We start from the raw sequence: 15098 nt of genomic DNA on the forward strand, positions 1-15098 counted from the left end.
CATTCCCCAAATTTTTTTCGAATTATAGAAGTAGAGGGACCTTCCCTCTATTTTTTATCGGAAAGGAGCAAGGATGCAAAAGAGACACGCGCATGTATCGCCGACCTTGGACATCATGGCCAAGAAGATTTTTAGTTTGCCGGAGGTGACGACGGCCTTTATTCGAGATATTTTGGAGCTGGATGTGGCGGACGCTCAGATTGTGGAGGGAAGCCAGCCCCACAGCATGGCTTATGAGGAAGATGACTTGTTCTCCACTGCGGTGGATGTGAGAGCCAAGCTCCATGATGGGACCGAGGTGATCATCGAGATCCAGATTCGCAAGCAGCAGTATTTCTTGAATCGGTTCCATTACTATTTGGCCAATCAGCTGGTGGAGAATGTGCAAAAACTGCGCCAGCAAGGACAGACACATAAGATGTACGAGCAGATGGAGCCCGTCTATGGGATTGCGATTTTGGAGAAGTCGCTCTTACTGGACGAAGAGGCCGCCATCAACAAATACTGGTTGACCAATAGCCGATCTGGCAAGCAACTCAAGGCCTATTATAAAAATGGCAAGCACCAAAATCTTCTGCAGGTTGCCTTTTTAGAGCTAGACAAGTATAATAAAGATGAGAACCTGACAGATGCAGGCAGACAGTGGTTGGAGTTTTTTGGGAATCTTCCCTTTACAAAAGCTCCCAGTCAGGCCGTTGCTCACGCAGATTCATTATTAGATTCATCTAGCTGGACCAAGGAGGAGAAGACCATGATAGACGAGCGGATTCGTATTCAAGAAAATTATGATATGACCATGGAGACGGCTATTGACGAAGCACGCGAAGAAGGTCTAGAACAAGGTGTGGCGCAAGGTCGTAAACAGTTGGTATGCGAGATGGTCTCACGAGGAATGTCGCCTGAGTTGATCTCGAATATGACGGGCTTATCCATTGAAGAAATTAAGGCTCTTCTTTCCTGAGTCTTTAACGGAGGCATCGCCTCTTTTCTTTTTTGAAAAAACTTGAAAATTTTCCCATTTTTTCAATCCGCCTTTCTAGAATTGTGGTAGAATAGAGTCAACAAAGAGTTATCCTCACCAACAGTGTGATCGATACTAGAAAAGAGGATTCTGATGACAAGAAAAATTGGTATTATTGGTTTGGGGCATGTGGGTGCGACCTTGGCCCACAGCATGATTTTGAAACACACCTGTGATCACTTGGTCTTGATTGATACCAATGAGAAAAAGGTCAAGGCAGATGCCTTGGATTTTTGTGATACGGTTGCCAATACGGGGTATCCGGTGCATATCACGGTCAATGACTACGCGGCTTTAAAAGATGCGGATGTCGTGGTGTCGACTCTTGGAAATATCGAGTTGCAGGCTAATAACACAGATGACCGTTTTGCGGAGCTTCCTTTTACTAGCAAGCAAGTAGTGCAAGTGGCGCGTGATCTGAAGGCTTCTGGCTTTAGTGGGGTCTTATTGGTAGTGACCAATCCGGTCGATGCCGTCACTCAACTCTATCAACAATATACCGGCCTTCCAAAAGAGCAGGTGATTGGGACAGGGACCTTACTGGACACAGCTCGAATGAAGCGTGCAGTCGCTGATCGTTTGCAGGTTTCTCCTGCTAGTGTATCAGGCTACAATCTTGGTGAGCATGGAAATTCTCAATTTGTCGCTTGGAGTCAGGTCCGTGTCAAAGGACATGCTATTACCGATCTCTTCTCTCAAGAAGAGCTTGACGCCATCAACTACGAGTCCTTGCGCGGTGGCCACACGGTCTTCTTTGGCAAATTCTATACCAATTTTGGGATTGCAGCAGCAGCCCAACGCCTGGCAGAAGCTGTGATCAATGATAGCCACGAGGAAATGCCAGTGTCTAACTATCGTCCAGAATATGGAACCTATCTTGGCTACCCAGCGATCGTGGGTCGAAAAGGAATTCTTGAACGATTGGATTTGCATTTGACAGAAGAAGAAAAAGAAAAATTACTCCATTCAGCCGAAACCATCAAGGAAAACACAAAAAAAGGGCTGGAGCATGCATAAAAGAGAGGAGGCTGGGACAAAAGTCCTAGCCTCTCAATCGTCTTAGCCCTTGCTTAGTGAATTTAATAAAGCTTAGTAAATTCCAAGTTGTAATCCTTGACATTACATCTAGGGTATGTATAATATTACTTGTAACAAATAATCTTACAACAAAATAGGTAATAACTATGAAAAACATTTTATTTATCGTCGGATCCCTTCGTCAAGGATCTTTCAACCATCAAATGGCCCAGAAAGCAGAAAGCCTTCTTGAAGGAAAAGCAATGGTGACTTACTTGGACTACAAGGACATTCCAATGATGAACCAAGATTTGGAAACACCAACCCTGCCAGCTGTGCAGGAAGCGCGTGATGCAGTTCTTGCTGTAGATGCCATCTGGATTTTCTCACCAGTCTACAACTTTGCCATTCCAGGCGTAGTGAAAAACTTGATCGATTGGCTGAGCCGTGCCCTTGACCTATCAGAAACGCGTGGTCCATCTGCCCTTCAGGACAAGATCGTAACGGTTTCTTCAGTAGCCAATGCCGGACATGAGCCAATGTTTGCGGCTTACCAAGCGCTCTTGCCATTCGTTCGAACTCAAGTAGTGGGAGACTTCACTGGAACAACCGTAAACCCAGAAGCCTGGGGAACAGGTGAATTAATCTTGACGGACGAAGCAGTGGAAGGACTGAAAAAACAAGCACAAGCCTTATTAGAAGCATAAGAAAAGCTGAGACAGAAGTCTCAGCTTTTTAGATACTAAAGAGTTGTCCGAAGAAGTATGTCACACCCATGGTGAGAAGGCCAATGATGAGGTTGCGAAGCATAGCTGGCTTGGTTGGTGCTTTTCCCAGTTTTGCACTGGTATAGCCAGTGAAGATTAAGGATAGTCCAACAACGAAGACCGTCACCGGAATGCGATAGGCAGTTGGAAAGAGAATAATAGAGAGCATTGGAGGAAGGGAACCAACAGAAAAAGCAAGGAAGCTAGAGGCAGCAGCATGCCAAGGATTGGTAAACTCCTCGTATTCGATACCATATTTCTCTTCGACCAGGGCTTTGAGGGGATATTTCAGAAAGGCCCGTTCTGTCAAAATCTTTGCGGAAGTTTCGCATTCTCCATTTTGAAGATAAGCATTGTAGAGAGAGTCTCTTGCTAACTTTGGATCGCGATCCAACAAGGCTTGTTCGCGGTTCACAGCGGCTTCTTCCGTGTCTTTTTGTGTGGAAACAGAGACATACTCACCGCCTGCCATCGAAAAGGCACCTGCCAGAATCGCCGATAAGCCAGATAGGAAAATGATCCAGATGTTTGGTGTGGCACTGGCCACCCCGATCACCACCCCAGCAATAGAAATGATTCCATCATTGGCCCCGAGAACAGCAGCTCTCAAGATATTCAATCGGTCGTTAAATGATTCATCTACTCCATGTTTTATTTCAGTCATACAATATCTCCTTTGTCTTATTTAGAATGATTATAAATAAAATACAAAAAGAAAGCAAGGATTTTAACTCAAATGATAAAAGTTCGACAATTTAATGAAATTTAAGTTATAATCTTTGACATTGCAAGCAAAAAAGAAAGAATAGGGCATACGCCTATTCTAGCAAGGTTTATTTAGCGGAAGTGGTCTTACCTTTGAAGATCCTGATGGCATTGTCACACGGGTCAGAAAAGGATAATAAAAAGGGAGTGGGAAAGAACTCCTAAAATTAAAAAGTTTGAAAAGGTTCCCCAAACCTTTTCAATTTTCCCTCCCCCGCATAGCTTCAACAGTCTGGGAGACTGTTGAAGGTTGTAGATAAAGGAAACTTTGTTTCCATCATTAGGTCTTCTTTGGAGCTTAATTAAGCGAACAAAGATGCCAATCAACCACTGCGTCATACAGTTATTTCTATCAAAGATCGAAGGCTGGACAGTTTATTCCCAGCTCCTTTCTGATGAGAAAAATTAATTCGTATCTTGTTCTTTCCCAACAACCCAAAATAAGAGAAGGAGTTGGAAGATGCCCAAGGCAAATAAGACCATAAAACCGTTGCGACTTCCTTTAGCAGTGGCTTGGGTGAAGTCCATCTTTTGATTAGCTTGGCTCATGGCAACGATCAGTGAAGCCAGGGTTGTTCCGACAGCGCCTGCAAATTGTTGCAGAGTGTTAAAGATCGCGTTCGCATCGGGTTGCTCTTCTAGAGAGAGTTGTTTTTGTCCGTTGGTCATGATATTGCCGAAGGCCAGACCCATACCGGTCATGAAGATCATGTAAAAGATGAGAATCAAGCCATTTGTCAGCTTCAGGCCAAAGAGGGTAAAGTGGAAATGGGCCAGAAGGATTAAAGCAGCTCCAAGGAGAATCGGTTTGCGGGCACCCAACTTATCTAGAATGAGACCAGAGAAGGGAGCAAAACCTGCTCCAATGATGGCTCCTGGAAGTAGCATCAAGGCTGCAAGCGTGGTACTCGAGTGGTTGACCAATTGGACATAATTGGGCAAGAGGAAACTCATGGCCAGTGAGCCTAATTGGAAGGTGAAAAAGGCAAGAACATGGCCAGTGAGGAGATGGTTCTTTAAGATGGCAAGGTTGATAATGGGACTCTCCAAGCGATTGGACCGCCAGACTAAGAGAACGAGTCCCAAGAACCCAATCACCAGCCAACCAAGCACAGAAAAACTAAAGAAAGCATGATCAGAGAGACCGTGAATCCCTAAAATCAGTCCTAAAAATGAAGCAATAATGGCGAGAAGGATCATGATATCAAGAGTTTCTCGTTTGACTGTACTGATTTGTTCAATGGAGCGAAGTCCAGCAACTAGCGAAGCTAGAAGGATCGGGAATTGAACCAAAAAGATGGACCGCCAACCGAAGTTGGCAGTCAAGAGACCACCGACAGTAGGCCCAATGGCTGGTGCAATGGCTGTAATCAGGGTCCCCACTCCCATCATGAGACCGATCTTGCGTTTTGGGACCTGCTCTAAAATGATATTAAACATCAGAGGAAGGGCAAAACCAACCCCCATTCCTTGGACCAATCGCCCCAGAACCACAAAGCCAAAACTTGGAGCTAGGAAGTCAATGAGAACACCTAAAACAGATAGGAGATTTCCAACTAAAAAGATGGACTTCATTTTAAAAGAGCGCTTGAGGTAGGCAGATAGGGGGACTACACAGGCAACCACTAGAAGATAGATGGTGGTGACCCACTGGACGGTTGCGGTATTGATCTCAAATTCCTTCATCAATATTGGGAAGGTGATATTCATAGCAGTTTCTCCAGCCACCCCGCAAAAGGAAAGGATCCCTGTTGCAAAAATAGCATACAGGACCTTGGCTGAAATTTTTTCTTGTGACATCGGTGTCTGATTCCTCCTAAATCTTCCTATAGACATGGACTATAGTATAAAAAATATGGTAATGATCTGATTTTCCGTCAGCTCCAATCGCTAGGAGCATAGCAAGACCAACGGTAACCCGATCCATCGTTTTGTTAGCTAACAAATAGTATAGAGGAAATGAAGACCCCTGTCAAAGAATTTTTGAAAAATTTTGAAAATTTTAAAAGTGTTCTCAAAAGTTGGAGCGTCTCCAAACAGAAGAGATCACTCGCCAGTATGATATAATAAGAAGAAAGTAAGAAACATGAACAAATCACTAAACACGAATGGGGGCGCCATGACCAAGTATTTAGTCCAGAAATTTTTCTGGTTACGAGAAAAAAGTTTGATTCAAATTTCCCAGAAAACGTTGGTTTCCTTATTTCCCTTTTTCCTATTTTCAGGTATTATTCGGGTGATCGCTCTATCGGTCTTCTCCGATCGAGGCTATATCCATCAGCTCTTTTCGATGGATAGTTGGTTGCCATGGGATCAGGCAATTAGCCAAGTCCTCATTAATTTTTCCAATTTTTTAGGAGGTCTAGCTGGGCCTTTAGTGACCTACTTCGCTGGAAAATATACAGCTGGGCACTATGGTAGAAGTACAGGGACAGCTGGAGTGACAGCTCTTTTGGTCAGTCTAATAGTGGGGTCTCAGGAATTGTTGGTGGGACCCCTCCATGACGGGCAACTGACGCGTATCACCTTACCTGCGACGACCAATATCGTCTTAGCGATTTTTTTAGGCTATCTAATTGGGCAGATCTTTCGTCTATCCAAGGCCAGTGACGACCAGATTGTAGACAAGGATTTCATCTATCAACCCAAGACGGTGCGTCCCATTTTCTTATCCTTAGTTCTAGGGGTCAGCCTCAATCTTCTTTTGGTTCTTGGGAACCAATTTAATATTTTTCAGACTATCCAACAGTTCTTGGCTTCTCTCACTGTAAGCAGCCATCATCTGCTGTCGACCTTTGCTATGGGATTATTTAGTGGCCTGTCTGCTTGGGTCGGCAACAGTCAAGCCTTTGCCTTGAACTCAATTGCGGATGATAGTTTTGCCCTGGAAAATCTGACCTACGCTGTGACGCATCATACGACGACAGGAATTCCTCATCTCTATACCTTGACCAATTTGTACCGCAGTTTTGGCATGGTGGCAGGAGTTGGTGCTGTCCTAGCACTTTTGGTTGCAATCTTATTGGTTTCACGAAGTCAAAAGGACAAGAAAGTCAGCCTCCTCAGTCTCTTTCCAAGTCTCTTTAACAATGGTGCTCCATTCATGGTCGGAATCCCGGTCCTTCTCAATCTGCTTTATGTGATTCCCTTTTTATTGATCCCCTTGGTGAATATGGGAATTGCAGCAGTGGCTTTGTGCTTCAAACTGATGCCAGCGGCTGTCTATCCAGTGCCAGATGGGACTCCTAGCCTTCTCTATGCCTTTATTGGAACGGGAGGAAGTCTGAGAGCCTTAGCTGTGAGTCTCCTTTGTTTTGCCGTCGATGTGCTCCTTTATCTACCATTTGTCCGTATGGGAAATCGTATTCGAAAAGATTTAAAAGTGAAAGGAGAAAGCGATGAAGCAATCTAAAAAAACAGCCATCGTCCTTACTTTGGTCAGTCTTTTCTTGATCGCTTTAGCCATTCCTTCTTATAGCTGGACTCGGACCAATGTTTCAAAAATTGAGAAATTTTATAATTCAAAATTGTCTCCCATCATCATGATTCCAGGAAGTTCCGCAACAGAGAATCGCTTTGATGGCTTGGTGACCAAGCTCAACCAAGACCGCCAAGGAACCAAACACAGCCTGCTCAAGGTCAAAGTTTGGAATGATGGGCATATCACCTATAGTGGAAGTATGGATGCCAAGGACAATGAGCCGGTAATTGTAGTTGGTTTTGAAAACAACAAAGATGGCTATAGCAATATTAAAAAGCAGGCTAAACTATTCAATCAAGCCTTTGAAGCCCTTCAAGAAAAATACAATTTTAATAATTTCAAGGGCTTGGGTCATTCTAACGGGGGCTTGATTTATACAGCCTTTATCGAAAATTATCTAGAAGATTATGATGTGGATCTAAAGACCCTCATGACCATCGGAACTCCCTATAATTTCACGGAAACCAATATTCAAAATAAATCTGAGATGTTGGCCGATTTTATCAAGGGAAAAAAAGCCATCCCCAATACGCTTCATATGTATTCAGTAGCAGGAACCATCACCTATGATTCCGATGAGTTGGTCCCAGATGCCAGTGTTTCTGCTGGGAAATATATCTACCAAAACCAAGCTGCTAGTTATACGGAGATCACAGTGACGGGGGAAGATGCCCAGCACTCGGACCTTCCAACCAATGATGAGGTGGTTGCCTTGGTGAAAGAGCATATTGAAAGTCAAACGGATCGTAGAAAGAATCCGAATAAAGAAAACTAAGTGTGAAGAAGGGATTCCTTCCTCACCTTTTTTTTAGTATAATAAAGTTTAGTATGAAAATAAGGGAGACTATAGGAAATAAGATGAAAAGAAAAAAATGGATGCAATTGGGCTTAGTGGCTTCGAGTATGGTCATGTTAACAGGATGTTACCAGAGATACCAACGCCAGTCCAGTCCCAAAAAAGAGGCTGCAACAAGCCAGACTTCAGCAAAGAAACAAGCGAAAAAAACAGATAACAAACAATTATACCAGTCTGTTTTTTCAGACTACCAAAAGATTTTTGCCACTTCAAAAGATTTAGATGCTATTTCCAAATTGAATGATGCATTTGCCAAAGAAGATCGGATGATCAATAGCTGGGTGATCGAGACCGTGATCAATCAGCCAGATGCCGTTCGCTATGCCTTTAAGGACTTAAATAACGATGGGGTAGAGGAGATGATCATCGCCAATCAGCAGACCGATGGCAGTTACTTTGTGACAGGAGTTTATTACCTCAAGGACCAAAAACCGACTCTACTAGCTGAAGGTTTCGTCGCTGGACACGGTGGAGCGCGCAATGCGACGACCCTCTATAAGGGAGGAGAAGTCTTAGAAGTCAGCTGGATGTCAGGAACTGGCCGTGGGGTAGCTGTGCTCTCACGGATAGAAAAGACGCCTCAAGCCGCGACCAAAGTCCAGGAAGAAGAAGTCCAAGTACCGGGGTCAGATCTGAATGCCCTCTTTGGAAAATCGGATGAGGATAAACTGGATCTCAAGAGTTTCGATTGGCAAACTTTTGACAGCACACCATCATCGGGAAATAGCCAAAGTCAGGAAAAAACGCCTTGGAATGCTGAAAAATCAGCCAAATTAGCAGAATTTATGAAGACCTGGGGCGAAAAGATGGGCCAACCCAACTATCAAAAAGGCATCGCTGGCGGTGATGTAGGACCAGACAACCTCTATACTCTAGGGGAAAATAGTAAGATGGATGCCATTTATACAGATACTGGTCAAGGAAATGCAAAATACCGCATCGTGGAACGCTATAGCAATTGGGACAAGTATCCAGATGTGCATAGTTATTTCTTTGCCATTACAGATACAGGAGAAGGCATTGTCTTTCATTCTCCAACGACTAATGGTGGAAAGATGTATCTAAAACCAACGGACAACAAGGAACTTCAAGAAGAATTTACGCAGTTGCTTCATCAATAAAAAGAAGAATAAACCAGAAAAGGACTGTTTTTCTGGTTTTGTTTATTCAAAGAATGAATAAAAACACAATAAAAGAAATAATTTTTAGGATATAAAATATGTTAAAAGCTAGTGATAATTAGCAGTATATAGGCATTTAAAAACAGAAAATGTTTGACAATTGAAGGAAAATCATTTAAAATATATTCATTCTTTATTTATAGGAGAAAAAATATGAAAAAACTTCTTACAGCCGGTGTGGCTCTCTTGTCAGTTGCAACGTTAGCAGCTTGTTCTGGTAAAACTGCTTCAGAATCATCAAGCAAAGATGCAAAAGCTTCTTCTAGCAAAGTAGAAAAATCATCTACTTCAGAAAGCAAATCAAAAAGCTCATCTAAATCATCTAAATCAGCAACCTCTTCTGTTAAAATTCCAGAAATTGTCTTGTTGACTGATGAAGAAATCGATAACGCCAAAACAATTGGTGATATGAAAACTCTTTATAGTAAATTAGTGGATAACTATAAAAAATATGCTCAAGATCTTGGCGATCAAATTCCAGAATCACATAGATCTATATATACTCAACAAGTAGAGCCAGCTCTCAAGACATTGGACGAATCAAAAACTCAATTTGATACAGCACTTTCAACTGGTGGTTCAGATGATACGGTTGTTCCTGAACAAGGGCGTACTGTTTTTGTACAACAATTGAAATCTGGACGTGACACTATGAAACAAGCTCTTGAAAGTGCATATAAATCAATTGCGCCATTGCTCTCTTCATCAGCTGAATAATCAATGAAAAAAATAGGGTAGGACCTCAAGTCCTAGCCTATTTTTGCTTTCTTACAAAAATGTAAGAAATAAAGGGTAAAATGTAAGGTTATGTTATGGTGAAAGCGTTTCAGTTTTAGTACAATAGATTTGTAAAAAACGATTGAAGCTTTTATCGAGCTAGAAAGGAATGGACCATGACCCTACTAGACGTTCAACATATCAAAAAAATTTACAAAACCCGCTTTCAAGGAACGCAGGTTGAAGCCTTAAAGGATATTCACTTCACCGTGGAAAAGGGTGAGTACGTGGCTATCATGGGGGAATCAGGATCCGGGAAATCCACCCTCCTCAATATCCTAGCCATGCTGGATCAGCCGACGGAAGGGCGGGTCTACCTCAATGGCACCGATACCTCAACCATCAAAAACAAGGACGCCTCCAGCTTCCGCCGGGAAAAACTAGGCTTTGTCTTTCAAGATTTCAACCTGCTCGACACCTTATCTGTCAAGGACAATATCCTCCTGCCCTTGGTCCTTTCCCGCAGACCAATCAAGGAAATGATGAGTAAGGTCGATAGCGTGAGTCGGGAGTTGGGCATTCACCAGCTCTTAGAAAAATACCCTTACGAAATCTCTGGTGGACAAAAGCAACGGGTAGCCGTAGCACGGGCCATCATCACCTCACCTGAAATCCTTCTTGCGGATGAGCCAACAGGGGCGCTGGATTCCAAGTCTTCGGCAGCTTTGCTAGATGTCTTTGAAGATATCAATACCATGGGGCAAACCATTCTCATGGTGACCCACTCAACCGCAGCAGCAGCTCGGGCCAAGCGCGTGCTCTTTATCAAGGACGGGATTCTTTACAACCAGATCTTTCGTGGGGAAAAGACAGAGCGTCAGATGTTCCAAGAAATCTCAGATACTCTGACGGTCATGGCGGGAAAGGAGGATCCTGATGTTTAAATTAACAAGTAAATTAGCACTTTCCAACCTCAAACAAAATCGCAAGTTGTATTATCCTTTCGCTATAGCTGTCATTTTAACGACCATGATCCTTTATAGTTTTATCGCCTTGTCATTGACCCCTCATTTAGAGGATTCTTACGGAGGGGGATCGGCGAGAACTGTTCTTGGTTTTGGCAGTTTCGTCGTCCAGCTGGTCGTCATCATTTTGGTGGCTTATGCCAATGGCTACGTCATGAAAAATCGTTCCAAAGAACTGGGACTCTACAGTGTTCTGGGAATGGAGAAGAAGCATCTCCTCATCATGACCTTATGGGAATTGCTCTTCTTCTATGTTCTCACAGTTGGAGTAGGACTGGGTTTGGGACTCTTGTTTGATCGCTTGATTTTCGCCTTGCTCCTAAAATGTATGGGGCTACCAGTCGTCATTCAATCAACCTTCCAGCTAGGAGCTGTCATTGACACTTTACTTGGGTTAGCCTTAGCTTTTGGCCTCATTCTCTTGTTGAATTCTTTCCGCCTCTTGCGCTACAGTTCCCTCCACCTCATGCAACAGAAAAAAGCAGGAGAGAAGAAGGGACGCTTCTTGCTGGTCCAAACTCTTTTAGGACTTGGGCTCTTAGGAATTGCGTTTTATATAGCGCTAACCGTTGAGCGTCCGGTAGCTGCTGTTCAAGGATTCTTTATTGCTGTCATTTTGGTCATTCTGGCGACTTATCTCTTATTCAACGCAGGCTCCATTACCTTCTTAAGATTTCTCAAAGGTAGGAAATCCTACTATTACAAGCCAGAGAATTTTATATCCGTCTCTAACTTAATCGCTCGGATGCGAAAAAATGCAGCGGGCCTTGCGACCATTAGTATTCTTTCCACCATGGTCTTGGTAACCTTAACCGGGTCGCTCAATATCTTTATTGGAGGGCAGAACTACCTAGATACTGTTTACCCTTCTGATTACATGATTAGTGTGGGGCATATGCCTTCAGATGCTGAGACAGAACCGGTTATCAAGGATGTTCAAGCTCAAATTAAGAAAACAGCCGATGCGACAAATCTATCAGATTATCAGGTGGCACAGACAACATACTGGTCGGCTGAAATTCGAAAGATTGATGGAAAGGTCTTAGAGGTGTATGAGCAGTCCACTCCATCAACTGGTCAGGAGTTGAAGTCAGAAGGAACAGTCTACTTTTTTGATCAGGCGACTTATGAGCAACTGACCGGGCAAAAAGTTGAGCTTGGTGAAAATGAAATCTTAGCCTATGGATATCAGTATCCTGGAAGATTAGACGCACAATTAGAAATCAATGGGAAGACCTTCACGATTAAAGAAAAGCTAAACTCCAATTTTATCCAAGGGAAACTCCCTCAATCCGACCTGTTTCAACACCAAATGGGCTTGTACCTGGTCCTCCCTGACTTGAACCAACTGGGACTAAAAGTTGATAAAAATTTGGAATTCTCTATTACTGCTAAAAATAAAGATAACCAAGATTTTATTTCTGGCTTGATCAAAGAGCTGTATTCGACAGACAAAATCAGTCAATATGATGCGACTTATTTTGGTGGATTTGATCGATACAGTATAGAGAAAGATTGGCGTGAAACAGCAGGGACTCTTCTATTTATCGGGATTTTTCTATCGGTGATCTTTCTATTAGCTACGGTTCTCGTGATTTACTACAAACAGATTTCAGAAGGCTATGAGGACCGGGAAAATTTTGTGATCTTGCAACAAGTAGGATTGGACCAAAAGCAAACGGCCACCACCATTCGCAAACAAATTCTCACCGTCTTTTTCCTCCCATTATTCTTCTCCTTCTTGTACCTAGGAGTAGCCTACAAGATGATCGCAAAAATCGTTGCCATCTTAGGAGCAACCAATACGGGCTTGGTTCTTCAAACGACTCTTTCTGTCTGCGCTGTCTTTTTCATCTCTTATGTTCTCGTCTTTCTTCTGACTTCTAGAAGTTATCGAAAGATTGTCGTGAGATAGCGTTCGAGTCTATAAAAGATTGGGAAATGAAAAAGCCGATAAGTAGACAAACTGTTTTTTTCATAGAACAAGCTAAGTGTTGCGGAAAGAATTATAATAATGTATGTTTTAAAGCTTATTTAAACAAATACTGAAACTTTCCGCCGTGAGAAAAGTGCTAGAAATAAAGTATTTCTAGCATTCGGGAGTTTTGAAACTTTAGGTTCAAAACTAAGTTATGGAACTTCGGAGAAGTTCGCTAACGTCCGTACTCACCTAAGGAAAGTTTCAAAGATAGTTTTATCCTTAACCAAAAACACCGAGGATTATATCCTCGGTGTTTTTTATCGCGATTATTTCACGTGTTTTGCAAGTTCTTCTTGCGCTTTTTTGTTTGATTCTTCTTTTTCTTTCAACCAATTCTTATAAGCTTTTTCATGTTCGGCAGTTGTAACTGTCTTATCTTGAAGTTTTTGGTATTTGAAGAAGGTTGTTTCACCTTTAATACCAATTGCAGAATTTGCTGCTGAGAATGGTGTTACCTTCGTGATAGATGGTACTCCACCCTTAGAGTAGATTGGAAGAACCATTGCGTTTTCAGTCAACCAAGCTTGGGCATCAGCGTATTTTTCATAACGTGCATTGGTATCCAATTTTTCAGCATTGGCAGCATCTAGCAATTCTTTGTATTGATTCAAACCAATTTTCTCGATGAGCGCTTGGTCTTTCTTAGGATCAAGTCCCATACCAGTCAAGGTTGAACCATCTGTTGGGTTCAAGATATTCAAGTAAGTAGATGGGTCTTGGAAGTCAGGTCCCCAACCAGTGATATCCATGTCAAAGTCTTTTTGATCTGGTGATTGGGCAAAGTAAGTAGCGTTGTCTGCATCATCTGTAGACAATTTTTGAACATCGATCACGACATTGTCTTTACCAAGAGCTGTTTCAATAGAGCTCTTCATAGAGTCTGCTTGTTGGACAAGAGCATTAGAAGATTGGTCTACAACATAGTCGATATGGATTGGGAATTGAACACCTTGTGATTGCAATTCAGATTTTGCTTTTTCAAGTTCTGCTTTTGCTTTATCCACATTGTGCAAGCTATCTTGAGCATCAGCAAAGCTCACACCTTTCCACTCATCTCCTGTTGCGGCAAGTTTTTCTTCAACGAGCGTACCGAAGTCTTTCCCGTCTGCTTGCACAAATGTCGGTGGAACTAGAAGGGTACGTAGAGTTTTTGATGCTCCGTCTTTCCCATTCACTTGAGCGCTGTAGGAAGTTCTATCCAAAGCGAAGTTCAAAGCTTGACGGAAGTTTTTGTTTTGAAGGGCTGTCTTCGTGCTGTTCTTTTGCTCATCAGATGTCTTCTTCGTATGGCCGTAATTTTGACGGTTGACGTTGAAGTAAGCGTAGTAAACAGTAGAATCTTGTGGGGAATAAACGATGTTATCCTTGAATTTCTTCTCAATCGTACTGTAAGTTGAGCTTGTTGGGAAGAGACGAGCAGTAGATAGGTTCCCATCTGAGAAGTTACGAGCAAGATAGTCTTGGTCAGATCCATCGAAGTAAGTCAATTTAACCGTATCGATGTGAACATTTTTCTTGTCGTAGTAATCAGGGTTTTTATCCAACTCGATTTGTGATTTTGAAGTGAAGGATTTCAAAATGTATGGACCATTGTAGAGGATACCATTTGGTTTCACGCTACCAAAGTCTTTCCCAGCTGATTCCAAGAATTTTTCATTAACTGGCATCATGGTAGCAGTCGTCAATTTAGAATTCCAGAAAGATTCTGGTTGGTTCAAAGTGTATTGAAGAGTGTGATCATCAACAGCTTTTACCCCAACGGTTGAGAAGTCTTTGGTTTTCCCGTTTACATAGTCATCCAAGCCTTTGACTGAGTTTTGAACCAAGTAAAGAGCATCCGATTTTTTATCTGCTACGTATTTTAGAGATGTCACGAAATCTTGTGCAGTGACGTCAGCGTATTCATTTCCTTCTGAATCATACCACTTCGCATCTTTTCGAAGCTTGTAAGTATAAGTCAGACCATCTTTTGAAACGGACCAGTCCTCAGCAAGAGCAGGCACTAAGTTACCGTATTGATCGTTTTCAAACAAACCATCGACCAAGTTGGTTGTAATGTCGCTTGTAGTTGAACGATTTGAAGTCAAATAGTTCAAGGAATCAGGGTCTGTACCATACACGTAGTTGTAAGTAGTCCCTTTTGACGCATTAGAAGATGAGCCACATGCTGCAAGGAAAAGCGTTGAAGCCGCGGCGACACCTGCTAAAAGAGCAAGCTTCGATTTTTTCATATTCGTGTCTCCTTTTGAATAATTTTAATTATTATACTCCAATCAATCTATAAAAT

12 protein-coding genes are annotated in these 15098 nt (G+C 42.5%); 9 read left to right on the forward strand and 3 right to left on the reverse strand.

Translation table 11 applies throughout. The features are described from left to right. Positions 1–73 precede the first annotated feature (73 nt). The 3 genes from H7T97_RS02925 (at position 74) to H7T97_RS02935 (ending at position 2745) form a co-directional block, all read left to right on the forward strand. Positions 74–961 carry an Rpn family recombination-promoting nuclease/putative transposase gene (locus tag H7T97_RS02925; protein ID WP_070450380.1) on the forward strand — a complete coding sequence of 296 codons (888 nt, stop codon included), beginning with the start codon at positions 74–76 and terminating at the stop codon, positions 959–961. Positions 962–1114: 153 nt separating this feature from the next. After that, complete coding sequence (locus H7T97_RS02930; protein ID WP_201089334.1) at positions 1115–2038, forward strand: L-lactate dehydrogenase; 924 nt, start codon at positions 1115–1117, stop codon at positions 2036–2038. A gap of 167 nt (positions 2039–2205) precedes the next feature. Next, positions 2206–2745: an NADPH-dependent FMN reductase gene (locus H7T97_RS02935; RefSeq protein ID WP_201089336.1), complete on the forward strand. Its 540-nt coding sequence runs from the start codon at positions 2206–2208 to the stop codon at positions 2743–2745. A gap of 28 nt (positions 2746–2773) precedes the next feature. Here the strand turns inward: H7T97_RS02935 and H7T97_RS02940 are convergent, their stop codons facing one another. After that, positions 2774–3469 carry a VIT1/CCC1 transporter family protein gene (locus tag H7T97_RS02940; RefSeq protein ID WP_049473149.1) on the reverse strand — a complete coding sequence of 232 codons (696 nt, stop codon included), beginning with the start codon at positions 3467–3469 and terminating at the stop codon, positions 2774–2776. A 506-nt stretch (positions 3470–3975) separates the two neighbouring features. Continuing rightward, positions 3976–5370: an MFS transporter gene (locus tag H7T97_RS02945; RefSeq protein ID WP_201089337.1), complete on the reverse strand. Its 1395-nt coding sequence runs from the start codon at positions 5368–5370 to the stop codon at positions 3976–3978. A 319-nt stretch (positions 5371–5689) separates the two neighbouring features. On the opposite strand from H7T97_RS02945, the gene H7T97_RS02950 reads away from it, so the two are divergent. From H7T97_RS02950 to H7T97_RS02975, 6 genes are all read left to right on the forward strand, one after another. Further along, positions 5690–6982, forward strand: coding sequence for a PTS transporter subunit EIIC (locus tag H7T97_RS02950; protein WP_201089387.1), 1293 nt, complete (start codon positions 5690–5692; stop codon positions 6980–6982). After that, positions 6969–7826, forward strand: coding sequence for an alpha/beta hydrolase (locus H7T97_RS02955; RefSeq protein WP_201089339.1), 858 nt, complete (start codon positions 6969–6971; stop codon positions 7824–7826). The genes H7T97_RS02950 and H7T97_RS02955 overlap by 14 nt, the downstream gene beginning before the upstream one ends. An 83-nt stretch (positions 7827–7909) precedes the next feature. Continuing rightward, the gene (locus tag H7T97_RS02960) at positions 7910–9028 is read left to right on the forward strand and encodes a DUF4767 domain-containing protein (protein WP_201089341.1); all 1119 of its coding nucleotides are present in this window, start codon (positions 7910–7912) and stop codon (positions 9026–9028) included. Between the two features lie 213 nt (positions 9029–9241). Continuing rightward, positions 9242–9805, forward strand: a complete 564-nt coding sequence (locus H7T97_RS02965) for a hypothetical protein (RefSeq protein ID WP_201089343.1) — start codon at positions 9242–9244, stop codon at positions 9803–9805. Between the two features lie 176 nt (positions 9806–9981). Further along, complete coding sequence (locus H7T97_RS02970) at positions 9982–10749, forward strand: ABC transporter ATP-binding protein (protein ID WP_031576714.1); 768 nt, start codon at positions 9982–9984, stop codon at positions 10747–10749. After that, a complete protein-coding gene (locus tag H7T97_RS02975; protein WP_201089345.1) occupies positions 10742–12745 on the forward strand; it encodes an FtsX-like permease family protein in 2004 nt (667 codons plus the stop codon). The genes H7T97_RS02970 and H7T97_RS02975 overlap by 8 nt, the downstream gene beginning before the upstream one ends. A 332-nt stretch (positions 12746–13077) precedes the next feature. Here the strand turns inward: H7T97_RS02975 and H7T97_RS02980 are convergent, their stop codons facing one another. Then, a complete protein-coding gene (locus tag H7T97_RS02980; RefSeq protein WP_201089347.1) occupies positions 13078–15042 on the reverse strand; it encodes a peptide ABC transporter substrate-binding protein in 1965 nt (654 codons plus the stop codon). Positions 15043–15098: the final 56 nt, after the last annotated feature.

Source organism: Streptococcus parasanguinis (assembly GCF_016648925.1).
Lineage (GTDB): Bacteria > Bacillota > Bacilli > Lactobacillales > Streptococcaceae > Streptococcus.

Coding starts and splice junctions, on each gene's coding strand:
- H7T97_RS02925 (WP_070450380.1), top strand. CDS start 74: ATGCAAAAGAGACACGCGCATGTATCGCCGACCTTGGACATCATGGCC.
- H7T97_RS02930 (WP_201089334.1), top strand. CDS start 1,115: ATGACAAGAAAAATTGGTATTATTGGTTTGGGGCATGTGGGTGCGACC.
- H7T97_RS02935 (WP_201089336.1), top strand. CDS start 2,206: ATGAAAAACATTTTATTTATCGTCGGATCCCTTCGTCAAGGATCTTTC.
- H7T97_RS02940 (WP_049473149.1), bottom strand. CDS start 3,469: ATGACTGAAATAAAACATGGAGTAGATGAATCATTTAACGACCGATTG.
- H7T97_RS02945 (WP_201089337.1), bottom strand. CDS start 5,370: ATGTCACAAGAAAAAATTTCAGCCAAGGTCCTGTATGCTATTTTTGCA.
- H7T97_RS02950 (WP_201089387.1), top strand. CDS start 5,690: ATGACCAAGTATTTAGTCCAGAAATTTTTCTGGTTACGAGAAAAAAGT.
- H7T97_RS02955 (WP_201089339.1), top strand. CDS start 6,969: ATGAAGCAATCTAAAAAAACAGCCATCGTCCTTACTTTGGTCAGTCTT.
- H7T97_RS02960 (WP_201089341.1), top strand. CDS start 7,910: ATGAAAAGAAAAAAATGGATGCAATTGGGCTTAGTGGCTTCGAGTATG.
- H7T97_RS02965 (WP_201089343.1), top strand. CDS start 9,242: ATGAAAAAACTTCTTACAGCCGGTGTGGCTCTCTTGTCAGTTGCAACG.
- H7T97_RS02970 (WP_031576714.1), top strand. CDS start 9,982: ATGACCCTACTAGACGTTCAACATATCAAAAAAATTTACAAAACCCGC.
- H7T97_RS02975 (WP_201089345.1), top strand. CDS start 10,742: ATGTTTAAATTAACAAGTAAATTAGCACTTTCCAACCTCAAACAAAAT.
- H7T97_RS02980 (WP_201089347.1), bottom strand. CDS start 15,042: ATGAAAAAATCGAAGCTTGCTCTTTTAGCAGGTGTCGCCGCGGCTTCA.